The sequence below is a fragment of the Aestuariivirga sp. genome, from assembly GCF_046294715.1.
Lineage (GTDB): Bacteria > Pseudomonadota > Alphaproteobacteria > Rhizobiales > Aestuariivirgaceae > Aestuariivirga.
This window is the reverse complement of record NZ_JBKBKI010000005.1, coordinates 15,325-37,457: the sequence shown is the minus strand read 5'-3', so window position 1 is coordinate 37,457 and position 22,133 is coordinate 15,325. Positions and strand designations below refer to the sequence as shown.

General features: G+C 59.4%; 27 protein-coding genes, 1 pseudogene, 1 riboswitch and 2 other annotated features. Of the genes and pseudogenes, 8 read left to right on the top strand and 20 right to left on the bottom strand.

The genetic code is table 11. From position 1 onward, the window contains the following. The first annotated feature begins 328 nt into the window (after window positions 1-328). Window positions 329-386: a sequence feature (sul1 is cis-regulatory element that is thought to sense ions involved in sulfur or methionine metabolism; They are found in Alphaproteobacteria), on the top strand. Window positions 387-542: 156 nt separating this feature from the next. Then, window positions 543-1,442 (top strand): 3-hydroxyacyl-CoA dehydrogenase NAD-binding domain-containing protein, encoded by a 900-nt coding sequence (locus tag ACK4HL_RS05210; RefSeq protein ID WP_409756983.1) that lies wholly within the window; start codon window positions 543-545, stop codon window positions 1,440-1,442. Between the two features lie 11 nt (window positions 1,443-1,453). Then, window positions 1,454-2,719: a M20 family metallo-hydrolase gene (locus ACK4HL_RS05205; RefSeq protein ID WP_409756982.1), complete on the top strand. Its 1,266-nt coding sequence runs from the start codon at window positions 1,454-1,456 to the stop codon at window positions 2,717-2,719. 12 nt (window positions 2,720-2,731) lie between these two features. Here ACK4HL_RS05205 and ACK4HL_RS05200 read toward each other — a convergent pair. The 8 genes and pseudogenes from ACK4HL_RS05200 to ACK4HL_RS05165 all read right to left on the bottom strand — a co-directional run. Beyond that, window positions 2,732-2,915 (bottom strand): annotated as a pseudogene (locus ACK4HL_RS05200) (choline-sulfatase); the annotation flags it as partial. A 253-nt stretch (window positions 2,916-3,168) separates the two neighbouring features. Beyond that, a complete protein-coding gene (locus tag ACK4HL_RS05195; RefSeq protein WP_409756981.1) occupies window positions 3,169-3,396 on the bottom strand; it encodes a hypothetical protein in 228 nt (75 codons plus the stop codon). After that, window positions 3,393-3,602: a TraR/DksA family transcriptional regulator gene (locus ACK4HL_RS05190; RefSeq protein WP_409757170.1), complete on the bottom strand. Its 210-nt coding sequence runs from the start codon at window positions 3,600-3,602 to the stop codon at window positions 3,393-3,395. The genes ACK4HL_RS05195 and ACK4HL_RS05190 overlap by 4 nt, the downstream gene beginning before the upstream one ends. A 586-nt stretch (window positions 3,603-4,188) precedes the next feature. Continuing rightward, entirely contained in the window at window positions 4,189-4,770 is a 582-nt protein-coding gene (locus ACK4HL_RS05185) for a methyltransferase domain-containing protein (RefSeq protein WP_409756980.1), read from the bottom strand. Between the two features lie 14 nt (window positions 4,771-4,784). After that, on the bottom strand, window positions 4,785-5,384 hold the full coding sequence (locus ACK4HL_RS05180) for a class I SAM-dependent methyltransferase (protein WP_409757168.1): 600 nt from the start codon (window positions 5,382-5,384) through the stop codon (window positions 4,785-4,787). Between the two features lie 81 nt (window positions 5,385-5,465). After that, window positions 5,466-6,191 (bottom strand): spermidine synthase, encoded by a 726-nt coding sequence (locus tag ACK4HL_RS05175; protein ID WP_409756979.1) that lies wholly within the window; start codon window positions 6,189-6,191, stop codon window positions 5,466-5,468. 203 nt (window positions 6,192-6,394) lie between these two features. After that, window positions 6,395-6,937, bottom strand: coding sequence for an RES family NAD+ phosphorylase (locus tag ACK4HL_RS05170; protein ID WP_409756978.1), 543 nt, complete (start codon window positions 6,935-6,937; stop codon window positions 6,395-6,397). A 465-nt stretch (window positions 6,938-7,402) separates the two neighbouring features. Beyond that, window positions 7,403-7,738 (bottom strand): TraR/DksA family transcriptional regulator, encoded by a 336-nt coding sequence (locus ACK4HL_RS05165; protein WP_409756977.1) that lies wholly within the window; start codon window positions 7,736-7,738, stop codon window positions 7,403-7,405. Window positions 7,739-7,841: 103 nt separating this feature from the next. On the opposite strand from ACK4HL_RS05165, the gene ACK4HL_RS05160 reads away from it, so the two are divergent. The 3 genes from ACK4HL_RS05160 to ACK4HL_RS05150 all read left to right on the top strand — a co-directional run bounded on the left by ACK4HL_RS05160 (window position 7,842) and on the right by ACK4HL_RS05150 (window position 12,071). Continuing rightward, window positions 7,842-9,095 carry an MFS transporter gene (locus ACK4HL_RS05160; protein ID WP_409756976.1) on the top strand — a complete coding sequence of 418 codons (1,254 nt, stop codon included), beginning with the start codon at window positions 7,842-7,844 and terminating at the stop codon, window positions 9,093-9,095. A gap of 482 nt (window positions 9,096-9,577) precedes the next feature. Continuing rightward, window positions 9,578-9,635: a sequence feature (sul1 is cis-regulatory element that is thought to sense ions involved in sulfur or methionine metabolism; They are found in Alphaproteobacteria), on the top strand. Window positions 9,636-9,700: 65 nt separating this feature from the next. After that, entirely contained in the window at window positions 9,701-11,191 is a 1,491-nt protein-coding gene (locus tag ACK4HL_RS05155) for a SulP family inorganic anion transporter (RefSeq protein WP_409756975.1), read from the top strand. Between the two features lie 28 nt (window positions 11,192-11,219). Continuing rightward, on the top strand, window positions 11,220-12,071 hold the full coding sequence (locus ACK4HL_RS05150) for a universal stress protein (protein ID WP_409757166.1): 852 nt from the start codon (window positions 11,220-11,222) through the stop codon (window positions 12,069-12,071). Window positions 12,072-12,269: 198 nt separating this feature from the next. Here the strand turns inward: ACK4HL_RS05150 and ACK4HL_RS05145 are convergent, their stop codons facing one another. Both ACK4HL_RS05145 and ACK4HL_RS05140 read right to left on the bottom strand, forming a co-directional pair. Beyond that, complete coding sequence (locus ACK4HL_RS05145) at window positions 12,270-13,052, bottom strand: DUF1194 domain-containing protein (RefSeq protein ID WP_409756974.1); 783 nt, start codon at window positions 13,050-13,052, stop codon at window positions 12,270-12,272. 305 nt (window positions 13,053-13,357) lie between these two features. Continuing rightward, the gene (locus tag ACK4HL_RS05140) at window positions 13,358-13,684 is read right to left on the bottom strand and encodes a YnfA family protein (RefSeq protein WP_409756973.1); all 327 of its coding nucleotides are present in this window, start codon (window positions 13,682-13,684) and stop codon (window positions 13,358-13,360) included. 204 nt (window positions 13,685-13,888) lie between these two features. Between ACK4HL_RS05140 and ACK4HL_RS05135 the strand changes: the two genes are divergently transcribed. The 3 genes from ACK4HL_RS05135 to ACK4HL_RS05125 all read left to right on the top strand — a co-directional run bounded on the left by ACK4HL_RS05135 (window position 13,889) and on the right by ACK4HL_RS05125 (window position 15,671). Beyond that, complete coding sequence (locus tag ACK4HL_RS05135) at window positions 13,889-14,638, top strand: sulfite exporter TauE/SafE family protein (RefSeq protein ID WP_409756972.1); 750 nt, start codon at window positions 13,889-13,891, stop codon at window positions 14,636-14,638. A 49-nt stretch (window positions 14,639-14,687) separates the two neighbouring features. Next, a riboswitch (Fluoride riboswitch) is annotated at window positions 14,688-14,748 on the top strand. Between the two features lie 106 nt (window positions 14,749-14,854). Then, window positions 14,855-15,229, top strand: coding sequence for a fluoride efflux transporter CrcB (gene crcB, locus ACK4HL_RS05130; RefSeq protein WP_409756971.1), 375 nt, complete (start codon window positions 14,855-14,857; stop codon window positions 15,227-15,229). A gap of 7 nt (window positions 15,230-15,236) precedes the next feature. Then, the gene (locus ACK4HL_RS05125) at window positions 15,237-15,671 is read left to right on the top strand and encodes an EamA family transporter (RefSeq protein ID WP_409757164.1); all 435 of its coding nucleotides are present in this window, start codon (window positions 15,237-15,239) and stop codon (window positions 15,669-15,671) included. Between the two features lie 108 nt (window positions 15,672-15,779). On the opposite strand, the gene ACK4HL_RS05120 is transcribed toward ACK4HL_RS05125, so the two are convergent. The 10 genes from ACK4HL_RS05120 to ACK4HL_RS05075 form a co-directional block, all read right to left on the bottom strand. Beyond that, window positions 15,780-16,313 carry a DUF4376 domain-containing protein gene (locus tag ACK4HL_RS05120; protein WP_409756970.1) on the bottom strand — a complete coding sequence of 178 codons (534 nt, stop codon included), beginning with the start codon at window positions 16,311-16,313 and terminating at the stop codon, window positions 15,780-15,782. A 12-nt stretch (window positions 16,314-16,325) separates the two neighbouring features. After that, on the bottom strand, window positions 16,326-16,877 hold the full coding sequence (locus tag ACK4HL_RS05115; protein ID WP_409756969.1) for a hypothetical protein: 552 nt from the start codon (window positions 16,875-16,877) through the stop codon (window positions 16,326-16,328). After that, entirely contained in the window at window positions 16,804-17,757 is a 954-nt protein-coding gene (locus tag ACK4HL_RS05110; protein ID WP_409756968.1) for a hypothetical protein, read from the bottom strand. Before ACK4HL_RS05110 ends, ACK4HL_RS05115 begins: the two co-directional genes overlap by 74 nt. Before the next feature lie 51 nt (window positions 17,758-17,808). Then, the gene (locus ACK4HL_RS05105) at window positions 17,809-18,792 is read right to left on the bottom strand and encodes a hypothetical protein (RefSeq protein ID WP_409756967.1); all 984 of its coding nucleotides are present in this window, start codon (window positions 18,790-18,792) and stop codon (window positions 17,809-17,811) included. Window positions 18,793-18,816: 24 nt separating this feature from the next. Next, entirely contained in the window at window positions 18,817-19,038 is a 222-nt protein-coding gene (locus ACK4HL_RS05100) for a hypothetical protein (RefSeq protein ID WP_409756966.1), read from the bottom strand. Continuing rightward, window positions 19,038-19,382, bottom strand: coding sequence for a hypothetical protein (locus ACK4HL_RS05095; protein WP_409756965.1), 345 nt, complete (start codon window positions 19,380-19,382; stop codon window positions 19,038-19,040). The genes ACK4HL_RS05100 and ACK4HL_RS05095 overlap by 1 nt, the downstream gene beginning before the upstream one ends. A 132-nt stretch (window positions 19,383-19,514) precedes the next feature. Beyond that, window positions 19,515-19,772, bottom strand: a complete 258-nt coding sequence (locus ACK4HL_RS05090; protein ID WP_409756964.1) for a hypothetical protein — start codon at window positions 19,770-19,772, stop codon at window positions 19,515-19,517. Further along, window positions 19,769-20,707 (bottom strand): TIGR02594 family protein, encoded by a 939-nt coding sequence (locus ACK4HL_RS05085; protein WP_409756963.1) that lies wholly within the window; start codon window positions 20,705-20,707, stop codon window positions 19,769-19,771. The genes ACK4HL_RS05090 and ACK4HL_RS05085 overlap by 4 nt, the downstream gene beginning before the upstream one ends. An 87-nt stretch (window positions 20,708-20,794) precedes the next feature. Next, window positions 20,795-21,109, bottom strand: a complete 315-nt coding sequence (locus tag ACK4HL_RS05080) for a hypothetical protein (RefSeq protein ID WP_409756962.1) — start codon at window positions 21,107-21,109, stop codon at window positions 20,795-20,797. Between the two features lie 14 nt (window positions 21,110-21,123). Next, window positions 21,124-22,131 (bottom strand): phage late control D family protein, encoded by a 1,008-nt coding sequence (locus tag ACK4HL_RS05075; protein WP_409756961.1) that lies wholly within the window; start codon window positions 22,129-22,131, stop codon window positions 21,124-21,126. Window positions 22,132-22,133 lie beyond the last annotated feature (2 nt).

Below are 22,133 nucleotides of genomic sequence, written 5' to 3'. Positions count from 1 at the left end.
TCTCGGCACTCCCGAGCGGTCTGTCACCTGCTCATCTCCGGCATCTGATCTACCGGATTACCCCTTGAGCAGGTTGTCCTACCCTGCAGTCTCCCGTGCCCGTCTATGGGACTTCTGGCACGGTCCACCAACCGCCCTCTTCGCAGGAGCGTGCTGAAAATCGATTCTATGATCCTGACACAAGGAACGCGCACTTGGCGTATTCTCAGATCCGGCGGGGAATTTCCGGGCGTCAACCATGTCGCGTCGATGGGACCCTGCGACACAGCGTATGATAAGTTCCCGGTCTTGCATCGGCTTGCAATTCTTTCTATTATTCTCGCATTGCGAAGGTCCTGGGTGCAATTCCCGGGTGGCTCTTCCGACCGCCAATCCGTCGGACAACCTCGGCATAGCACCTCGGCTGTGGATAAACGCGACAATTGCAAGCAGGTCGGAAAGGATCTGTACACACGTCTGCAGTCGCTCACCGCGATCCTCTCTCACGCCAAGAGCAATAACTGCACGGCTCGCCAGCCGTTCGTGCACCGGAGTGAATTCAATTGACCTGCTCAAGCCTAGAACGACCTACAATCAAGAGTGTGGGAATCATCGGTACCGGCACCATGGGCACTGCTCTGGCCCGAGCGTGTTGTCTTGCAGGTTTCCAGGTCCACCTGAAGGGTGTGTCAGATGATCAAACGATTATCGCACTTGAAACCCTGAGGCTTGAGTTAGAACAGAATTTCTCAGACGACTCACCCGCAGCCAACGGTTACCATTCTGCAGTTGACCACCTCAGACCAGCCACATGCTATGAAGACTTTTCAGATTGCGATATCGTCGTGGAAGCAGCAGTCGAGGATAAGGCGGTAAAATACGAGATTTTTTTAGGCCTTGGATCGGTACTTCCTGCGGGTGTCGTTATCGCGTCGACAACTTCATCAATAGCTATAACCCATCTCGCGGCGAAGACCTCGTTGCCGGAACGCTTCATCGGATTACACTTCATACATCCAGTGACGGAAACTCAGGTTGTTGAACTGGTGCGGGGTATCGCAACAGAGGATCGCACATTTGAACTGGCCAATTTGTTCGCAGTCCAACTTGGCAAGACCGTCATCGAGGCGGCTGACTTCCCTGGCTTCATTATCAATAGGATCATGTTACCTCTCATTAATGAGGCGGTATATGTCCTCTACGAAGGGGTTGCCTCCGTTTCGGATATTGACACAGCGCTGGAGTCAGGTGCTCGCCACTCAATGGGACCTCTTAAACTCGCTGACTTTATCGGACTGGATACCTGCCTTTCCCTTATGCAGTCGCTTCATGAAGGGCTTTCCGATACCAAGTATCGGCCGTGTCCCCTGCTTGTGAAATATGTCGAAGCCGGCTGGCTGGGCAGAAAAACCAAGCGTGGCTTTTACGACTACAGATCAGACGTGGCGACACCAACTCGATAATTTCAACAGTGATGGAGTTTATAAGAGTGCCAACACTTCAGCCGAACCTTACCATCAACCCTGAGCGGCTCTGGGATTCCCTTATGGAAACCGCAGAATTCGGAAGGACTGCAAAAGGCGGTATCAACCGTCTCACGCTCAGCGATGAAGACAAGCGCGTACGGGATTGGTTCCGCGGGGCCTGCGAAAAGTTGGGATGCGCGGTCACAGTGGACTCGTGCGGGAATATGTTTGCAGTTCGCCCGGGCAAGCGCGCCGACCTGCTGCCCGTCGCCATAGGTTCGCACCTGGATACCCAGCCGACAGGCGGCAAATTCGACGGCGTACTTGGTGTTCTCAGTGGGCTTGAAGTACTTCGAACGCTGCACGAAACCGGATATGAAAGCAATGCGCCTATCATGGTGGTAAATTGGACCAATGAAGAAGGATCGCGCTTCGCCCCCGCCATGCTTGCTTCTGGTGTCTACGCAGGTGCTCTTACTGAGGAATTTGCCCACTCCCGCACTGATCGGAACGGCGTCACCTTCGCTGCTGAACTTGAGAGGATCGGATACAAGGGGACCGAACCCATTGGAGTGCAAAAGTTCCAAGCCATGTTCGAACTGCACATCGAGCAAGGCCCCATTTTGGAGGCCGAGAAGAAGATGATCGGCGTTGTGACAGGCGTGCAAGGAATGCGCTGGTATGAGGTCACCGTACGTGGTCAAGAGAGTCACACAGGCGCAACGCCCATGGGGTTACGCAAAAACGCGCTGCTCGGCGCCGCCAGGACGATAGAAGCGATCCACCAGGTCGGGATGTCTCATCTGCCCGGCGTCGCGACCGTAGGGCTGATTGAGAATAAACCCAACAGTCGCAATGTCGTACCTGGCGAGGTTTTCCTCACGATCGATCTTCGTCATCCGGACGATGCCGTACTCGATCAGATGGAAGCCGACTGCAGGGCGGCTCTGCCTCAAATAGCGAAAGAACTCGACATCGACATCGAAGAAAAGCGTATCTGGAACTCTCCCGCAGTGAAATTCGCGCCTCAGCTCATTGAATGTGTCAGGCATGGCGCAGAGGCAGCAGGTTGCAGCTACCGGATCATGACATCCGGAGCAGGTCACGATGCCGCCTATATCGCTCGCGTGGCACCAACAACAATGCTGTTTTCCCCTTGTCTCGGGGGCTTGTCACACAACGAAGGTGAGTCAGTTGAGCCACAAGAATGTGGTGCTGCAGCGCAGGTGCTGCTCAACGCCGTCCTGGAGTATGACCGACGCGTCAGTCAGTAGCCTGGATGGAAATCACTCTCCTCGGGGAAACCGCTTAGTTTCCTCGAGAATGTTGAGATCCATGTGACCGCGCATGTAACGTTCGCATGCCTTCTGCCGAGGCTGCTATTCCCAAGGAAAGTCACTTTCGTCGTACCTCATAGACAACCCCGCGGCGGGCCTGACTGGCGCGATCAGCTCTGTCAAAAGCAACGAGCCGGCTGCCAGAGTCGGTGCGATACATAGAATAGATGTGAGTTGTCAGGTCTGACCCTATTCCTTCAAACCTGCCTTGTTCTTTGCATGTTTGCGGAGGTACTGAATTTTCTGCTGTAGTGCGTGATCCGGGATATTCGCGTGTAGAAGGTAACGCCATCCTGACTTTTGCCAAATCAGCATTTGGGGAAGCCAGCAGGAACCTCGCGATAAGCCGATCCAATTCTTTCCCTTCAACCATCGTCGGATTTCCATTACCTTAAGTCTTGCCGGATATTAGCTCTCTCGCCGAAATGCTTGCGAAGTGCGTCAAGCTCCAACTCATCGTTGAGTTCGACTGCCGCGCCGGAGCCAAGGGAATAGAGTCGAACACGGCGCTTCATCAGCGCTTCGATTTCGCGGGTTGCGTTCTCCAATCCCTTGCGATCCACTTCGTGGAAGAACAGTCGGAACGCTGGCAAAACCCGGTTCCGGGCATTCATGCTGCCTTCTTTCGGCATTGGTGGCAGAATACTTCCGTGGGTTCACTCTCAAGCCGATGGTGGCTGATCTCTTCTCCGCATTCACAGCAATACCCGAACTCACCCTGATCCAGCCGACTCAGCGCATTACGGATTCGTGAAAGTCTCAGTTGCGCGCGGCGATGTTCCGCCTGCCTCTGAGCACTCTGAAAATAGTCTTCGCTCATGTCCGCTGCTGTTAACTGAAGCGATTGAGCTGACTGACCTAAAATGTGTGATAGAACTTTCTCCTCATGCTCAAGTCGTTCTCTGAAATACCTTTGCTGGTTCATGAATCCTCCATCGATAAAATACTGGCGTTAAAGCAATTTCAGCGGCTGAATACGTACCGGAAGATCTGCTTTTTATAATTGTGGCCGTAGACACCACGTTCCGCAATGAGTTCGGATCTTGTGTCTGCGCAAGTAAAAATAGCGAATTTGACCAAGTTCAGCTCTGCGGCGTCTTAATCGACGCCAAGGCTGACAAAAGGTGTTACCGGTGGATCTCGATGAAACAATAATCAGGGCGGCGCACACTCTCCTTTGTGCGCGATAACTAATCTACCAAGCATGCAGAAAACCGGAACTTGAACAGGACTAAATTGTGCAATCTTAAAAAGAACGGTGACGACGATAAAGCTCTCCGGTCGGTATGATATACGGTTACAGACCATCATGTTAAATGCCGCATGGCCACTCTGATAATAAGTTTCTTGTGGGCATAATGGTCGATGCCAGTCAAGTCAAATCAGACCAGCTGTAACACAGCGTTTCAGGCTTTTCTAAAGACCACCATTTGCGTTGCGCCCGCATCCAAGGAATGAGAGGTGCTCAATCCTTCAACGTGGAAATTGTATTGCCATCGCCGCGCTACGCCAGCAGCCCACTTTTCCAGTTTGCGGCGGCCCCATTCAAAACGGTGATCCGGGTGACGAAAGCGGTGCGGCGGCACGCCAAGACGGGCATTTTGGTCACGGTCAGGTGTCGTGATAATCACGGCCTCGGGAGCGGCGTTGCCGAATACAGACTGTTCCAGCAGAGAAAGTCGTGCCGGATCGATATGCTCGATTGTCTCGATGAGAATAGCGACATCAAATCCTGCAAAAGTCTCATCCAGATCAAGAAATGACGCGCGCCGGAGTTCGGCTTTCCGGCCAATCTCATCAGTCTCACGGTCCAGCTGACGCCGGATCCGGTCCAGAGGTTCATCTATTTTATCAATCCCGAGTATGCGACTGATCTGATCCTTGCATACCAGCTTCAGCAAGGCGGCGCCCTCGCCGCAGCCAAGATCAAGAACAGTCCTCGCATTCAGAGACATGACACAATGAACCACAGCATCAATACGCTGCACGTGTAACCGCGACGTCACCTTGGATGTTTCCCTTTCTTGCGCATCATAAACACATCTTTTGATACTCGTTCAATGTCCCATCCCCGCTGAGCGCTGATAACAGCCAGAGTGTTTTCGCGATAGAACACTACGTGCGTCGGGTCGCTGCGGTAGTGCCATGATGCGAAGCGCGCATCCTCGGTCTGAATGCACGTCATCAGAGCAAGCCAGCCACCAGGTTGAAGCAGACCATCAAGAAGGTCGAATTCTTCAGCGGGCCTGTGAAAATGCTCTGCGGTTTCGGTGCAGGCAATGAAATCAAATCCTGGCTGTAAACCAGCTCGATCAGGGTAAAAGAATGGATCATACAATGCCACTCTGTGACCCGCTTCCTCCAGCATTGCTGCGAGCGCAGGACCGGGTCCGCAGCCAAAATCCAACCCCCTTGAAGCGGGCTTCAGTCTCATGAGTAGCGGAACCGATACCCGGGAGAGAAACGCTCGATAATGGCTGTCGCCGGCATCGTTCTCATGCTGGAGATAGTGAGAGAACTCCTCCTCCTCGGATGGCAAGAGATGAGGATCAAGAAACGTTGCTTCGCATCCCTCACAACGCCAGTACTGTTTGGTTTCCACAACAGCGAAGAACCTGGGGGCCGGTATGCGACATACCGGGCAGTTATCAGGAGTTGGATCCGCCAACTGTGCGCCTCCCTTCTAGACTGCGCTGGGCAGTCGACCGACGTACACCGTCTGGGTAGACAGATTGTCTTGCAGCGGATTGCGAAAAGTCACTGGAATGGCCCTGGCATCAGCGAACACTTCCGCCAGCCGACGTGTGAATGACGCTTCGGGGGGTGCATTTGACCACAATCCGAATACGCCGCCGGGCTGCAGGTGGGAGGCAAGCCGACTCAGCCCCTCCGTCTGATAGAAAGAGGCGCTGCGCTGATCGAGCAGCTCATCGGGTGAATGATCGATATCGACGAGAATCGCGTCGAATCTCCGCCTGGACTGTCGAGGATCGAAGCCGGTGTCCGATGCACTCATGGCAAAGAAATCCCCATGCACGAAACGGCAGCGCTTGTCGCCCGTCAATACTGGCCCCAATGGCAGAAGGCCGCTCCGATGCCACTCAATGACCGGTTCGAGCATTTCGCATACAGTCAGGGACGCCACACGAGGATCTTCAAGAACCGCTGCTGCCGTATAGCCAAGCCCCAGACCACCAACCATGACGTCAATGGCCGTTGCATCCAGCAATGACAGGCTCCGCCGTGCCAATTCCACCTCAGACTCGGTGAACAAGCTCGACATGAGGAAGTGCTCTCCCAGCTTGATCTCGATGACGTCCACACCAAGTCGTAGCTCCCTCCGCCGCCGGAGTGACAGAGCACCAATGGGTGTGGGCTGATAATCGAGTTCCTCGAAGAGTGCGCTCATAAGCCACCCATTACATCACCCGCCTTGGGGAATCATCCAGAGAATGAACAACTTGTCCAAGGCACTCGCTCTCTGAGGGTCGGCCTATCGGGCTGGAAGGGGGCGCCATTCACCGGGCGCTCCCTGTTCCGTTCCGGCAAATCTGCTGTGGTGAAAGGCGGACCACAGACAGCCACCAGGATGAATGAAAACCTCCCAGGAACTCACTCGAGGCTCAACGCTCGAAATTCGAAGGTCGCCTTCTTGACCTGGAACAAATACGACTCTGTTTGAAGCGCAACGCCCAATTCGAAGAGAGCGATATTGTAGCCGTCAGGTGCAAGGGCACTCTTATAGATCACCCCATCATAGCCCTCGGATCGAAACACTTCTGCGATAACCTGAGTGGCGGCATATTCAGCCGTGTTGTCGCTGCGTGTGACAGGACGTGAAAACGCGTGGTCGATATGCGCCCATACGCTCTCGCTCACAGGCTCTGTACCGGCGTTTTCGGCAGAAGGAGCATCAATCCCATGGTATTTTGAACAGTCGACGACGGTCACTTGGCGGTTGAGGCTGAAGCGAGCGACGGACAAAATCGAACCAATCCACGGACGCACTTCCGACATCGCTACGTCCCTGGCCGTCGCGAGGTAAAGGCATGGAATTCCCTTCGGGTTGACGCGGCCTTCGTAAGCCCGATCCTGGAGGGGACGCATACGGCTCTCTGAAAGAGGACCGCTGATGCGCCGGCCGTCGGCGTCCATTGTCCAATCATGCCCTATTTGTGCTCGCCAGAATTCACTGCCCTTCGGGAAGCACCAAAGGCGCCCCTTGCAAGAGTCGGCAACGGCTCGCAGAAACTTTTCTCCTGTGGCGGAGCGCAGATAGCGCCTGTGATGTGAAATTTCGGATCTGAAGTTTAAAAAGTCCATGTGACCTGAGAAATTTGCCAATATGCACCCTTCCGAAAACAACCTCCCGGAGCAGCCGGGTTTCCCATTGGACACGGCAGACCGATCGAGCTTCCTCTTTTATCATCGCTCTCGGCAACAGCCCCTCAGGGGGCGGACACACTCGCGATGATGCTTCAAGTTCCATTAGTCTCGAATATTCCGCAAGTCCCCTGACAGTGGGGATGCCACGGGCCCGGGGCCCATTCTTTCTGACCTCACAGGCATCAGGATCGATCCTGGATCGCTAGGGAAAATCCCGCGCCCTTAGACGAGAGCCTATTTGCGGTTTACCGCGCAGTGTATGCAGGTTGGCGTCGCTGGATCAAGCTCCAGCCGCGCTGCTGCGATTTCACCGCCGCACACGCTGCAATAGCCGTATTCTCCTTCCTCGATGCGTCGAAGTGCAGCCCGGATGCGAAGAAGATCGTTCTGCCTTTGGCGCTGCGTCGCCATCGCCATGGCCTGGTGTTGCATGGCATCCATGCGGGAGAGACGCCCGACGCTGGCCTGGTCCAGTTCCACTGGCTTCCGGCTTTCCTCAGAACCCTTGATCAAAGACTCGATTTCGGTCTGGAGAGCCAGAAGCCGGGAGCGAAAGACCGTCATGTCCATGCATCAACTCGCTTTTTTGCGCAATCGGGATAGCCTCCCCCAGGTTCTCGGTTCATGTCCAGACCCTGCCATTCACAGAAGACATGCCTGATACGGAGCCACCATGTTAATGGGGCTTCTTTCATTTCAAGAAATTGCCCAACTCGACATGAATCCTCTCAACGCTCTGCGCGAAAACGGTCGCCTCGTCGCCTTCGGATTCTTTATGTGCCTCTGTTCAAGCGTTGGGCAGACTTTTTTCATCTCCCTGTTCAACGGCGAAATCCGCCGCATGTTCTCGCTCACTCATGGCGACATCGGCACAATGTATGCGGCCGGTACAATTGCAAGTGCTGCCACACTGATGGTTGCCGGGCGGCTGGTCGATCGTGTGCGGCTTTCCCTGGTGGTCACGTTCGTGCTGGGAGGACTTGCCGCAGCGGCCCTCGGCATGGGTCTACTATGGAGCGCCATGGTACTTCCCGTCGCTTTCTTTGTCTTGCGACTGTTCGGCCAGGGGCTCACCTCTCACACCGGTATGACGGCGATGGGCCGCTATTTTACGGCAACACGAGGACGCGCCATCTCGCTTGCAGCACTCGGCTACTCGGCTGGCGAGGCCATCCTCCCAAGCGCGGTCATCGTACTCCTTGGGTATCTTTCATGGCAGTCAATTTGGCTTGGCATTTCCGCCGTCGTGCTGGCTTCGCTTCCGGTTGCCCTTTATCTGCTTGGGGGAAAGCCCCCAACTGAGACGGAGGGCTTCTCCACACAGGCAACTGCGCCTCGTGAACACTGGCGGTTGGGTGAAGCATTGACCGAGCGCGGCTTTTGGTTCCGCATGCCAACCTTGATCTCTCCGGCCTTCATTCTCACCGGATTTTTCTTCCATCAGGTCCATCTGGCGGGAGAAAAGGGCTGGCCGCTGCCCCTGATCGCTGGTTCGTTCACCGGCTACGCAGTGTCATCCATTGTGACGGGGCTGTTGAGCGGGCCTCTCGTGGACCGATGTTCAGCGCGCAAGGTCTGGCCCTGGATACTGCTTCCGATGATGGCCGGTTGCATGGTGCTATGGGCATTCAACGCAAGCTGGATAGCTCCGCTATTCATGATCCTGTTCGGGATTTCCACCGGACTATATGGGATTGCTTCGACCGCGATCTGGCCTGAGCTCTATGGAACGCGCCACCTCGGTGCAATCAAGGCCTTTGTGCAATCCGTGATGGTGCTCGCAAGCGGACTGTCGCCCGCTCTCTTCGGACTTCTGATCGATCGGGGGATCCCACTTGAGCAGGTCGCCCTGGCCTGCGGTCTCTGGTGCCTGTCCGCGGGGCTCCTGGCCATGTTCACCAACCACTCTCCTCAAAGGAGCGCGTAACGGCAAAATGGCTAACATGCTGCCGGGCGGGCTGCGCCGTGCGTGAGTGCCACAACCGCTATCTGCGGTCGACAAATGAAAACCCGCCAAGGATTTCTCCCGGCGGGCCAGATCGTTAGCGCCAAATCGCTACCAGTACATCCGTGGCAAAGCAGAAACGTCGCACCCGATAACTACGCTTATGAGTGGTGTTTATGTCTTTTCCGTGAACGGCAGACCCATCGAGCTCCGTTCGCTGAAAGTTTGACGACGCGAATTGCGGATTGCAGGTCACGTAGCTTTACATCTGTCCCGACAGTCCAATGATGCCAGGCTCCGCGAGTGTCTCAGCACGAGGTTCGAGCCACCCGGCCCCGGACGTCTGCCTGCCCCGTTTGTATGCTTTTTCTTACCGCTGCCCTGCTGGCTGGTGTCAGACAGCCCTGTGGCGACTTCACGTCCTTGCGCTGACTCAGGATATTCCCTAGAAGGCTCGACATCAAAATGGACCCGGGTGCGATCCCCGGGTGGCTCTTCCGGCCGCCGACCCGCCGGATAACCCCATCCAATGCACCTTTCACATCGACGCGCAGCCTCCGGCCCGCGTCGATCAGGAACGATTTTACATGATTTCTCTCGACGCTTACCGCGACCAATGGTTCGGGAACATCCGCGCCGACCTGCTGGCAGGCCTGGTGGTGGCACTGGCCCTCATCCCCGAGGCCATTGCCTTCTCCATCATCGCAGGAGTGGACCCCAAGGTCGGACTTTACGCCAGCTTCTCGATTGCCGTGCTGATCGCCTTTGTCGGCGGCCGTCCGGGCATGATCTCGGCCGCGACAGCGGCAACGGCCGTACTGATGGTCACGCTGGTCAGGGATCACGGGCTCGAATACCTGCTGGCCGCGACGGTTCTGGCGGGATTGATCCAGATCGCCGCCGGTCTCCTCAAGCTGGGCTTCGTCATGCGCTACGTCTCGAAATCGGTGATGACCGGCTTCGTGAATGCACTGGCCATCCTGATTTTCATGGCGCAATTGCCGGAGTTGGACCCGGGCAAGGTGTCGTGGCTGACCTATGTGCTGGTCGCCGCCGGCCTGGCGATCATCTACCTGTTCCCGCTGTTGACCAAGGCCATCCCATCGCCCCTGGTGACGATCATCGTCCTGACGGGGCTAGCCATGACCTTCGGATGGGACGTCCGCACCGTGGGTGACATGGGTGCCTTGCCCGATACGCTGCCGATCTTCGCGCTCCCGCAGATTCCGCTGACGGTGGAAACGCTGCTGATCATCCTACCCTATTCCATCGCCGTGGCGGTCGTGGGCTTGCTGGAAAGCCTGATGACGCAAAACATCGTGGACGACCTGACGGACACGAAGTCCAGCCGCAACCAGGAGTGTATCGGCCAGGGGATCGCCAACACAGCGACCGGCTTCATCGGCGGGATGGCGGGCTGCGCGATGATCGGCCAGTCGATCATCAATGTGAAGTCCGGCGGACGGGGGCGGCTGTCCGCCTTCACCGCAGGCTTCGTCCTGCTGATCCTCGTGGTGTTTCTCGGGGACTGGGTGGCACTCATCCCGATGCCGGCGCTGGTGGCGATCATGATCATGGTGTCGATCGGCACCTTCTCCTGGTCGTCGATAAAGGCGCTGCGGGTGCACCCCCGCTCATCCTCGATCGTGATGATCGCCACCGTGGTGACCGTGGTCTACACCCACAACCTTGCGATCGGGGTGCTGGTGGGCGTGCTCCTCTCGGGCATCTTCTTTGCCGGAAAGATCGCACAGTTGTTCAAGGTTACTTCCACGACCTCGAGCGACGGACGCGAGCGAACCTACTTCATCGAAGGCCAGCTTTTCTATGGCTCGGTCGAGGATTTCATGAATGCCTTCGACTTCAAGGAGGCCCTGGACAAGGTGGTCATCGACGTGTCTGCGGCCCACATCTGGGATATCTCCAGCGTTCAGGCGCTGGACATGGCGGTCCTCAAGTTCCGCCGCGACGGGGCCGAGGTCGAGATCGTCGGCATGAACGCCGCAACGGAAACCATCGTCGACAGGCTCGCGATCCACGACAAGCCCGGCGCGATGGACAAGTTGACAGCGCATTGAAGTGGGAAATGACAAGATGACCCAGACCATGCAGAAGATCATCGCCCTCGTCGATGGCTCCACCTATTCGGCCAGCGTCTGCGACCATGCCGCGTGGATTTCCCAGCGGGCGGGAGCGCCGGTCGAATTGATCCACGTCCTCGGCCGCCGCGAGGCATCCGATAGGCATGACCATTCGGGAGCAATTGCGCTGGGCGCACGCACCGCGCTGCTGGAAGAACTGGCCGAACTCGATGCGCAGCGCGCGAAACTCATCAGCCACCGGGGGCGTGCAATCCTGGAAGATGCCCGCGCCATCCTCGAGAAGGCCGGCGTGACCGGCATCACCACCCGCCTGCGCCACGGCGACATCGTCGAGGCGGTGGCCGAGATCGAGGGCGAAGCCCGCGTGATCGTGATCGGAAAGCGCGGCGAGGCGGCGGATTTCGCGAAGGGGCATCTGGGGTCGAACCTGGAGCGCATTGTCCGCGCCAGCCACAAGCCGGTGTTCGTCGCCTCCCGCGCCTTCAAGCCGATTTCAAAGGTGCTCGTCGCCTATGACGGGGGCAGTTCGGCCATGAAGGCGGTCGATCATATCGCCCGCAGCCCGGTGTTTCAGGGACTGGATATCCACCTCGTCACGGTGGGTTCCTCCACGCCAGAGGCGCAGAAGGGCCTCGAGGACGCCAAGGCACTTCTCAAGGCCGCTGGGATCGAAGCCAAAACCTCAATCCTGGCCGGCCAGCCCGAGACCGCCCTCGGCAAGCTGGTGGATGAGGCGCAGTTCGACCTGTTGGTGATGGGTGCCTACGGACACTCGCGAATCCGCAGCCTCATCATAGGCTCGACCACGACGGAAATGATGCGGTCGTGCAAGGTGCCGATCGTTCTGATGCGGTGAAGGGATCTCCATCAGGAATCAGGCAAACCAGAACGAACCAGCAAGCCAGACGATGGCGCCCGGCATGGCCGGATTGCCGTCCTGCGGTTGAATCAAACAGGACGCTTTCGCTTCTGACTTGGCCCGGCAATCATCTTGGAAGGTCCCAGCAGTCGACCGGAAGCATTCCGCCTTGCGCCCCCCGAATTCCACCCAACACTATGGAGGCGACGGGAGATCAGTCAGGACATCAGGCTTGCTGTTCTTTGGCGGAAGATCAGAGATGACCCGCGGGCCGATTTCCCGGATCAACTTGCGGCGGAGTGCCTCGGCAAACGCGTCGTAGCTTAGTACTTCCATGACAAAGGCATCTGGCCCCGTGATGACATTCTCCGCATAGTACGACGCGAGTTCTGCCTCATCACTGACAATCGCCAGCGCATTGATCTCGACGTTCTGGGTATCCGCGAGGTCCCTCACCTGGGGCGGTGCGGGTGAACGTCTCGGGCGCCGGTGGACGCGGGTCTCCTCGCCATCTCCCGAAACGTTGACGATCTTCCTAAGGGTGCAAGAATCGAGCGAGTTCAGCATGTCGAGCGCGGTCATGAGGCCTGCCCCAAGCCCCGTATCCCCGGTGACCTGGCGCGGCATGGATTCCACAGTGCGGGCAAAGACTTCCGCACCTTCCTTGCCCTCCAAGAACACCCAATTCGACTGCGGTTTCGGCAAGCCCTCCGCGCCCCAGAACACGACCGACACCACCACACGTCCCGCCGACGCGATTGCATCGAGCCCCGCTGGGTCGCGGAATGCCGCTGCGATACCGCTCTGCTGAAGGTCGAATTCCTGGCGGGATACGCTTGCCGATGAATCGACCGCAAGCACCAGCGCCACATCGATACAGGACGGGGCAGCCTTGCCATTTCCGGCGATTGCCGGCTGGAGGATTGGCAGAAACATAGCAGCGCCAACCAGTACGGCTGTAGAAATGCCAAATTTCATAGGCGTTTCTCCCTACCCGGTCATACACCATTTTGTGCTGCGCTGTCTCGCCGTCGAGTGAACCTTGGTGATTCTCCCTCCTTGGGCCCCCTTCCCCGGCTTTTGTCCTTCGGGCGCAAACACATTTGCCGAGCGGAAGACGTTGTGAGGTCTCTGGACCGGAATGCCATGCCGCTGAATACAAACACGGGCTCAGAACTCAATATGCGTGTTACCCAGAAAAACCGAGAGCGATGCGATGCCCGCTTGCTCCGCCGGACGCGGACTTCTGAAAAGGGGCCGCCTGCCCTTCGCGCACCTGGATTTCAAGCCGTGCGAGGTCCCCAGAGAATGATCCCAGCACCTGTGATGCAGACCAACGACCCGATGAGGTCCCACCGGTCGGGCCTCACGCCATCAACAGCCCACAGCCAGCCGATGCTGGCCGCGATGTAGATGCCGCCATAAATTGCATAGGCGCGACCGGCATTCTCTGTCGGGGCGAGCGTCAGCAACCAGGCAAACGCAATCAGCAAGGCGACCCCGGGCAACAGCCACAGTGGCGATTTTCCGTGGTTCATCCAGGCCCAGAAGGCGAAGCACCCGGCAATCTCGGTAATCGCGGCCGCGGAGAAAATCAGGAAGGCATACATCGTCGCGGATTCTCTGGCAAAATTCGTCCGGATGGCGGGAGCAGCACCGAATCGAGATCAAAAAAGTATAATCGTGACATGCAGAATCTGAAAGTCCCCTAACACCAGAAGAGCCTGATTGACAGCAGGCTTATCCGAAGTATGTTCGGGCATAGTAGCGTTGTATATGTTCCGCTATAACGAAGCGTTTATAACACTGCACTCATGCTGCTTTCTTTGAACGCTGAACTCCTGCTCGCTCTCTGCATGTTTCTGGGCGCGGTGCTTTATACCTCGGTCGGCCATGCCGGGGCATCGGCCTATATTGCCTTGATGGCGCTGTTCAGCGTTCCCGCAGCGGTCATGAGGCCCACGGCCCTTGTCCTGAACATCCTTGTCGCGAGTTTCACCTCGTTTCTGTTCATCAGGGCCGGCCTCTTCCGCTTCCGTACCCTTTGGCCCTTTCTCGTGGGTGCGCTGCCGATGGCCTGTCTCGGTGGATATATCCAACTGCCTGGCCAGTACTACCGACCCCTTGTTGGCGTCGTGCTCCTGATAGCTGCCGTAAGGCTGCTGTGGCCGGCGGAATTACGGAGTAACCGTGAGTGGTCTGACCCACCGCTGTGGCTTGCGGTTCTGGCTGGCGCGGTCATTGGTCTGCTTTCCGGACTTACGGGCACAGGTGGCGGCATCTTCCTGTCGCCGCTCCTGCTGTTCCTTGCGTGGTCGGAGACACGCACTGCTTCGGGCGTTGCCGCGGTGTTCATCCTCTGCAATTCGGTGGCGGGACTTCTCGGTAACCTCGCCTCCGTAAAGGCGCTGCCTCCCGACTTGCCGCTCTTCGCAGTGGCCGTGCTGCTCGGCGCCGCCATCGGAACAACCCTCGGCATCAGCAAGCTTGCTCAACAGAGCGTTCTGAAGGCTCTGGGACTGGTACTCATTGTTGCCGGATTCAAGCTTATTGGGATTTATTGAGTGCTCTGCCAGCCTTTGACGGCTCGACCACACTGAGCTAGTGTCAGGTCTGTGTGATGGGGATGGGGTCCCCCGATAACCGCCGCGAGGCTGATGGCTCCTACCGGGTGCATTGCGCCGGTGGGATCTATAGTATGCCCCCATGCAATGTTCCCAGCTCAGCTCGCATCTGCCTGTCCAGCAGGCTGATGCTTATCGAAGGGAACAGTAGAAGTGATGGCTTATCTTCTTGTGTTTTTCGGAGCAGGATTCGGCGGCGCGCTGCGCCACGGTGTCAATGTGACATTGGCGCGCCTGCTGCTTCCAGGCTTTCCGCTGGCAACGCTCACGGTCAATGTGCTGGGCTCCCTCGTCATGGGGTTGCTGGCCGGATATTTTGCCTTCAAAGGTGATGCCTCCCACCACTGGAGGCTCTTCTTGACGACCGGGATACTGGGGGGCTTTACGACCTTCTCCACTTTCTCTCTTGATGTTGCCCTGCTCTGGGAACGCGGCCAGGTTCTTGGCGCACTCGTCTATGTTCTGGCGTCTTTCATGCTCGCAGTCGGCGGACTCTTCGCAGGTCTCAGCCTCGTGCGGCAACTGGTGTGAGGCGATGATGAAAACCCTGTTTCAGTCCTGGCAACTCTGGGCTTTCCTCTCCGCCTTCTTCGCAGCGCTGACGGCGATCTTCGCCAAGATCGGCATTGAGAATATCAACTCGGACTTTGCCACGTTCATTCGGACCATAGTCATTCTGGGGGTGCTGGCTACGCTCCTGGCCGTCACCGGACAATGGCAATCGCCCTGGACCGTATCCAACCGGACCTATTTGTTCCTTGTGTTGTCGGGCTGTGCCACAGGAGCCTCGTGGCTCTGCTACTTCCGCGCCCTCAAAATCGGCGACGCGGCACGGGTCGCTCCCATCGACAAGCTGAGCGTTGTTCTGGTTGCGATCTTCGCTACGCTCTTTCTCGGCGAGCGGCTGTCCGGGTCCAACTGGCTCGGCGTGGCGCTTATCGCCATTGGGGCTGTATTCGTGGCGCTGAAATAGCGATTTCGGGACTGAAATTCCGTGGGCGAGAGGAGTTAAGTCAAAATTTATCACTACGTCATGCCCTGATCAAAAGTCCGTGGCGACAAGGGGCACGCCCCCTGCCTCTCAGGGCCATCCGGTGTTCAGATCGACTGCGGCAATCGCTTCTGCGGTGGTGGCAGCTTCGATTTCCACCTTGAGCGCCGCCTCACTGTCGAAACACGCTTGCACATGCGCCCGCACCGCCATCGCAACAGCGGTGATGGCGGCAGCATCGAGGGTCACGAATGAGCCATTCGCCATCTTCCAGTTGATGATGGCATCCGGGTCGATCTGCGCGCCCACCACAGCGCCGATGTACTTGGTCTGGCTCACCGCGTCGGTGGCGACAGGCATGCCGTTGAACAGGGTACCGCCGGTCTCCTTCTCCCAGCGGAGCGCGGCAAGCTCCGCAAGCTTTCGGGCGCGGAGTTCCTCCAGCGTCGGCAGCGCCGCGCGGACCACCCAGCTGCCGTTCTCGAGCCCGGTGAAGGCGGTGGTTCCTTCGCCTCGAACGACCGGATGCCACGACACCTTCTTGTGCGGGATGTCCGCGGGCTTCTCGTCATACTGACGGATTTCCCTGAAGGCTCCATCAATGAGAAGCGCATATTCAGTCATGACGATACCTCCTTATGCTGCCTTGCCGATCTTGATGGCAGATACCTGGATGGGCTTTGAGCTATCAGCGCCCGTTACGCCGATGTAGCCGGCACCCGCACCTCGGGCGACCAGGGTGGGACCGATCATTCCCGCACCATAGCCAGCGTTGGTGAAGGCCACATATGATGCGTTAAGCACCGGGGTCCTTATATTGGAGGTAAATCCGCTGACATTGTTGGACATCAGCTTGATGCCGATTGCGAAAGCGCAATCGTCAACCTGGGCGGCTGTAGAGAAGTGTGCGGTAGCGCCATTCGTATTGTTTCCGCCGGCTGCAGCATGGTCAATCGATGGATTTGATCCTGCACCGCCCTTCAGGACGTAGACAACAACGGCGGACGCCCTTGAGCTTGCGAAGGTAGCAGTTACGTTGGTCAGTCCGCTTCCGGGTGGTACCTTTGCCACCCACCATTCCGAGGCGCCATAAGCATAGGCGCCACCGACCTTCTCAGCCGCCTTGCCTCCGACGCTGACGGATGCAGCGCCCGTGCCACTGTATTCCAGCACGCCGACGAAAACCATGCGGTCGGCATACTCCAGGCCAATATCCAGATCTCCGCTGTTGCTGACCGCCGTCTGAGTTCTGTGCCCCACGAAGAATGCCTCGTAGGGTCCATTCGACAGCCACGTTCGCCGGAGCCCGCGCGACCTGGAAGATCACCGTGTCGCCCTGTGCTGGCGATCCAGCCACGGTGAGGTTTCCGCTCACCACTCCTGCATAGAAGGTATTCGTGGCACCGCCCGTGTCTGTCACGACAATCGCCGTGCCGAAGGCAGCATCGGCGGCATCGCCATCGCTGAGCGCGACCGCCTGCAACTGCCAGGTGACGCCAAAACTTGTTGTCGTGGAAGGATGCAGCCAGATCGGGATATATTGAAGAGCACCCTCATCCCATCCCTTCGGCATCCTCACGGAGAACTGCGCGAATTCCTGTGTGGCGGTGTCGAAGTCGAGCGTTTTCAGCATCACCTTGTTGGTTGCGGTTTCGACCGTTCCTGCGACCGCGCCATTGGTGATGCGCGGCGTCATGGCCGAGGCAGGAACCCAGATGGTCTGCTTGCCGAGAATGGCTGTCAGGTCCGCCTTCGCATCGAGCGCAGCCTGGAGGCCCGTCACATTGGAGATGGCGTGATTGTGCGCAGCAGCCGCGTAGGAGCCTGCCGCCTGCTTGCCGTCGAGCGCCGTCTGCAGGCTGGCGACGTCGGCGATGCCCAAGGCAACAGCACCCGTCCTGCCGGCGACCGAGCGCACCGGGCCCACTTCCACGATGGCTTCTGCGCCGTCAATCTTCTTGAGATAGAGCTTGCCATCCCATGTGTTGACGGCAAGTTCTCCCGGTTCGAGGTCGGCGACGACCGGAGCCTTGCTGGCGACCGCCGACCGTTTGAGCCTGATTCCCATATGGGGTCCCTTTCAGATTCTATCTGCTTTGGAGAATCAGTCCCCGACGTCTCAGAACGTGCCACCGTCGATGGTCACGCCATCGATGGTGCCGCCTGTGATCGCAACGCTGGCGGCGTTTTGGGTGGCGATGGTGCCGAGGCCGAGGTTCGATCTGGCCGTCGCCGCATTCGTCAGGTCGGATAAATTGGACGACGCGGCAAGCTTCGACGCGAGCCCGTTGGTAATGGTAGTCGCAAAGCTCGCATCATTGCCAAGCGCCGCCGCCAGTTCATTGAGCGTGTCGAGAGCACCCGGCGACCCGTTGATGACGCTTGAGATCGCGGCAGCGACGAAGGCCGTGGTGGCGATCTGGGTGTTGTTGGCTCCGCCTGCCGCTGTCGGAGCGGTGGGCGTGCCGGTGAGGGCCGGAGACGCCAGGGGCGCCTTGGCGGCCAGCGCGGCATCGAGCCCGGTAATGTCCGATGTGGCATGGCCATGCGTGGCGGGCGTGAAGGTCGATGGCTTGCCCGTGACACCCGTCCACGGTACCGCTTCGGCGGTCTCCGCGACGTCCACCTTGCCGTTGTTTGTGGTGTCATAGACCGACTTCGACATGTCGCCCATGCCGGCACCCGACAGGGCCGCCTGCACGAAGGCGGTGGTGGCGATCTGGGTGGTATTGTTGGCCGGGGCCGCGGTGGGCGCGGTCGGAGTGCCGGTCAGGGCCGGAGAGGCGAGCGGCGCCTTTTCGGCGAGCAGCGTATCGACCTGCCCCTTCCGCACGAGGTCCGTGGCGGCGGACGCATCCTGAGACGCCTTCGGGACGATGGAGAAGGTCTTGGCGCCGCCGATGGTCTGGCTGGACGAGAGATCGGCAAATGCGCCCTTGCCAGCGAGGGCAATAACCGACGTCGCATTGCCGGAGCCGTCGTCGCCCTTGCCGATGTACAGCGTATCATCGACTTCGTTGTGAGCGAGTTCAGCAGACTTGAGAGCAGCTGGAGCGCCGGCGTTGCCGGACGCGCGGCGCTTGATGCGAATGACGTTCGCCATTGGAAAATGCCTTCTGGTTCAGGTTCAGAAATTGCCGCCGTCGATGGTGATGCCGGCGTCGAGACTGCCGGGCGGCCCTTGTGGGCCCGGGAAGCCTGGCGCGCCGTCCTGCCCTTGCGGGCCGGGCGTGCCGAGAACCCTGACGGCGATGGGCACGCTGCTCACCCGCACCATCACCTGTTCGGTGCCCGACACCCGGATGCGGATCGGTCCGGTATGGGGTGCGAGCTCGATCTTCCCCGCCATCAAAGTCCCCGCGTGACAGGCCGGATGACGGGGATCTCGAGGGTGAAGTTGAGGTGCCGGTCCGGATCGAGATCGGTGCGCACCATGTCCATGACGATGCTGCCCGGCGGAAGATTCGCTGTCGCGCCAGCCAGGATGGTGATCTCGACGATGGTGTCCGAGATCCGCGCGAGGCCACCGTTTGCGGTGGTGAGGACTGCGATGACGGCGCTGTCGCTGACCTTGGCACGCACCTGCGCCGCGAGTGCGCAGCCCGCCGGGAACACCGGGCTGTCGGCTTCCAGCTGCAGCCGGTACTCGTAACCAGCAACGATTGCGGGCCCGTCTGCGACGCTGACAGTCATCGCTTCCACCCGCAGATCTTCGCACCCGCCTCGTTGTGAGAGACGATCTGCTCCCTGGTCTGCCGGGTCAGCACGTCTTGCCGGGAAGGCTTTATGGGCTGGGCCCAGTCGCAGTCGCTCTTCAGCCGAGGATCAGTCGCGCATCCAGCGGTCGAGACGGCGATCAAGAGCAGCATCGCTGCCGGTCTGTACGTCATGCCGGATGTCTCCTGATTGGCGTTGGGCCTGCTCGCGGACCTGGGCGCGCCTGGTCTCCCAGGAGGCCTTGCCCGCCGCACGGCCCCTGAGCCACGCGATGCCGAGAGCAGCCACGATGGCGGCGGCGAGCGCCGCCCAGCCCGACAGGCGGGACCAGGCGGCGCCAAGGATGGAAAGAAGAAGCCCCGTCACGGCGTCTTGCCCGTGCGGAAATCCTCGACGCGGGCGGCCTTCGCCTTCCACGCCAGCACGATGACAATGAGAAAGATCACCGCCCCCGCCCAGGGCAGCACAGGCAGCAGCCAGTCCGTGAGATTGAGAATTCCTACCGTGCGCTCGGTCACGTCCTTCGCGCGCTCAGCCGTTTCCACGGCAGGAGCGATGACGGAAGCCGCAGCCCCGGCCATGCCGACGACGCCGGTGACGATCTGGGCATCCGCAGCCTTCACGATCCGCGAGCCCTCGGGCCTGCCGGCTGCGCGTTCCCGCGGCACGGTGCGGGGCTTTGCTTTCTGCAGCGCCTCCGCGAGCACCGGATCCACGTCCGGGCTGAGGCCCAGACCATTGTCGGCCCGGAAGGCCAGGACGGCGGCCCGCGTGCGGGGGCCGTAGCGCCCGTCCACCATGCCCACCTCGAAGTAACCGAGGTCCTTCAGCTGCTGCTGGATGACCTTCATCTCAGGGCGCGGCTGAACATCGGTGCGCAGGGGCCGCCGGATGCCGAGCAGCCGGGACCTGGGATAGCGGGCAATGGTGACGCCGTCCGACTGGTTGCCGCCCAATACCTCGATCTGCGACCCCGTTGCCTTCAGAAAGAACGCGACATGGCCCTGCGCCGTGCTCGAGCCGCGCGTGAAGACGACGACATCGCCTTCCTTCGCCTGCTCAGGGCCAGCAACCTTCTCGCCCCAGGTGAGGTAGGACCGCGCGTTGAGCTTGCGCGTCGAGGGGAGACCAGCCTTCTCCAGGCAGTGCCCGACGAAAGCGGCGCACCAGGCGACCTCGTCATGCTCGACCCATTCATGGCCGATGGTGCGGTACATCTCCATGATCCTCGGGTTGTCGGCGGAGCCTTTCAGTTCCTTCGTGCCTAGATAGCTGCGAGCAACATCGATGGGGGTCGTCATGGGAAAATGCCTCCTTGTTCCGGCAAGGCCCTGCGGCTGCCGGAAGGGTTGAGTCCGAATTGTGAATGGGAGAGAGGTGCGCGCCGCTCAGGACGGCAGCTTGGTCAGGCGCTCGAGCAGGAAATCGTAGAGCTTGTCGATCTTGCCCTCGATGGCGTCGAAGCGCTTGGCGATCGAGGGCTGATCGATGCGGGCGACGTCGAGCTCCAGCATGCCCACACGGGCGCGGATGTCGTGGATGTCAGCCCTGATCGAGGCGATATCCTTGCTAACCTGGCTGTTGGCGTCGGGGACGAGCGCCTCCTTGAGCTTCAGCATGGCGAGAAGGGCGCCCGCCACGCCGCCCAATCCCACCACGAAATAAACCGCCGCCGGGATGTCCCCGGTCCAATCCTGCGTCATCAGGACATCTCCTGTCAGGTATCGCCCGCGCTGCCGGACGCCGGCTGCTTCAGGCTGAGCTGCGTGACGAAGCCGCTACCGCGGGAGTAGCTGTGGGTGACGCTCTCGATGCGGTAAGGCCCGTCGACGCCGGACCTCGTACCCGTTACGATACAGAGCCCATCGGGAATGGCGGCGGTGTCGCCCTCGACGGTGACGCTGCCTTCGCCCGCATCGCGCTCCGAGGTCGCCTTGTCCGAGGATGTCTGCTGCGTTGCTTCGTCTTCGTCCGGCTTCGCGTAGCGATGATCGTGCCGGGCATCGACAGAAAGAGAGGTGCCCTCCTCCGTCTCCTGCCATTGGGCTTTCTTCGGATCGTACCAGCGGGCGCGCACTTGCGAGTATTGAGCGCGACCAAGGGCTGGGGAGATATCCCAGCCGTGGAGATTGCGTCCCCACGCCGCCACGACAGCAGAGGTGTAGCTTCCACCACGCTTCGACATGATGGCCTTCGCGCCCTGGATGCGGAAGTTGCCGCCGATCTCGCGGGCGAGGCGTTCCCCCATGTGGATGAAGCTCTCGTCGCGCATCTCGAAGTATTTGCGGGTGATCGCGGCCAGCGACGGATCGACGTCTATCTCCGTGACGCCCGCCGTCTCGCCGGCCTGCTTCAGCATGTCCTCGACCGTCCTGTCATCGAAATGGCGCTGCTGGCCTTCCTTCGGTTTCTTCGTGGTGTCCATCCCCTTGGCAGTGATCGAGAGGGTGCGCCCGCCGCCGCGCGTGCCGGACGACCTGACTTCATCGACCGTGCCGGTGAACACGACACGCACCCCCTCGCCCTCCCAGCCCAGCGCCACGATGACGGGGGCGCCAATCTGCGGCAGTACGATGCGTCCCTCCGTGTCATCGACCTCGAGCGAGGCCGTATCGGAGTGGGTCCCAACCTTGTCCGACACGGTCAGCGAGATCAGCACCGGCAGGAGCGTGGTCGTGATGTTGGTGCCCGCCACCGTCACCATGAACGCTGCGCGCTTCGACATGG

Bases quoted from the DNA above. Each gene is read 5' to 3' on its own strand.
- ACK4HL_RS05135 (WP_409756972.1), top strand. From the start codon at position 13,889: ATGCTGCTTTCTTTGAACGCTGAACTCCTGCTCGCTCTCTGCATGTTT.
- ACK4HL_RS05140 (WP_409756973.1), bottom strand. From the start codon at position 13,684: ATGTATGCCTTCCTGATTTTCTCCGCGGCCGCGATTACCGAGATTGCC.
- ACK4HL_RS05175 (WP_409756979.1), bottom strand. From the start codon at position 6,191: ATGAGCGCACTCTTCGAGGAACTCGATTATCAGCCCACACCCATTGGT.
- ACK4HL_RS05170 (WP_409756978.1), bottom strand. From the start codon at position 6,937: ATGGACGCCGACGGCCGGCGCATCAGCGGTCCTCTTTCAGAGAGCCGT.
- ACK4HL_RS05155 (WP_409756975.1), top strand. From the start codon at position 9,701: ATGATTTCTCTCGACGCTTACCGCGACCAATGGTTCGGGAACATCCGC.
- ACK4HL_RS05150 (WP_409757166.1), top strand. From the start codon at position 11,220: ATGCAGAAGATCATCGCCCTCGTCGATGGCTCCACCTATTCGGCCAGC.
- ACK4HL_RS05160 (WP_409756976.1), top strand. From the start codon at position 7,842: ATGTTAATGGGGCTTCTTTCATTTCAAGAAATTGCCCAACTCGACATG.
- ACK4HL_RS05205 (WP_409756982.1), top strand. From the start codon at position 1,454: ATGGAGTTTATAAGAGTGCCAACACTTCAGCCGAACCTTACCATCAAC.
- ACK4HL_RS05080 (WP_409756962.1), bottom strand. From the start codon at position 21,109: ATGACGCAGGATTGGACCGGGGACATCCCGGCGGCGGTTTATTTCGTG.
- ACK4HL_RS05165 (WP_409756977.1), bottom strand. From the start codon at position 7,738: ATGGACATGACGGTCTTTCGCTCCCGGCTTCTGGCTCTCCAGACCGAA.
- ACK4HL_RS05115 (WP_409756969.1), bottom strand. From the start codon at position 16,877: ATGGTTTTCGTCGGCGTGCTGGAATACAGTGGCACGGGCGCTGCATCC.
- ACK4HL_RS05075 (WP_409756961.1), bottom strand. From the start codon at position 22,131: ATGTCGAAGCGCGCAGCGTTCATGGTGACGGTGGCGGGCACCAACATC.
- ACK4HL_RS05105 (WP_409756967.1), bottom strand. From the start codon at position 18,792: ATGGCGAACGTCATTCGCATCAAGCGCCGCGCGTCCGGCAACGCCGGC.
- ACK4HL_RS05190 (WP_409757170.1), bottom strand. From the start codon at position 3,602: ATGAGCGAAGACTATTTTCAGAGTGCTCAGAGGCAGGCGGAACATCGC.
- ACK4HL_RS05085 (WP_409756963.1), bottom strand. From the start codon at position 20,707: ATGACGACCCCCATCGATGTTGCTCGCAGCTATCTAGGCACGAAGGAA.
- ACK4HL_RS05125 (WP_409757164.1), top strand. From the start codon at position 15,237: ATGAAAACCCTGTTTCAGTCCTGGCAACTCTGGGCTTTCCTCTCCGCC.
- ACK4HL_RS05100 (WP_409756966.1), bottom strand. From the start codon at position 19,038: ATGGCGGGGAAGATCGAGCTCGCACCCCATACCGGACCGATCCGCATC.
- ACK4HL_RS05095 (WP_409756965.1), bottom strand. From the start codon at position 19,382: ATGACTGTCAGCGTCGCAGACGGGCCCGCAATCGTTGCTGGTTACGAG.
- ACK4HL_RS05110 (WP_409756968.1), bottom strand. From the start codon at position 17,757: ATGGGAATCAGGCTCAAACGGTCGGCGGTCGCCAGCAAGGCTCCGGTC.
- ACK4HL_RS05195 (WP_409756981.1), bottom strand. From the start codon at position 3,396: ATGAATGCCCGGAACCGGGTTTTGCCAGCGTTCCGACTGTTCTTCCAC.
- ACK4HL_RS05120 (WP_409756970.1), bottom strand. From the start codon at position 16,313: ATGACTGAATATGCGCTTCTCATTGATGGAGCCTTCAGGGAAATCCGT.
- crcB (WP_409756971.1), top strand. From the start codon at position 14,855: ATGGCTTATCTTCTTGTGTTTTTCGGAGCAGGATTCGGCGGCGCGCTG.
- ACK4HL_RS05145 (WP_409756974.1), bottom strand. From the start codon at position 13,052: ATGAAATTTGGCATTTCTACAGCCGTACTGGTTGGCGCTGCTATGTTT.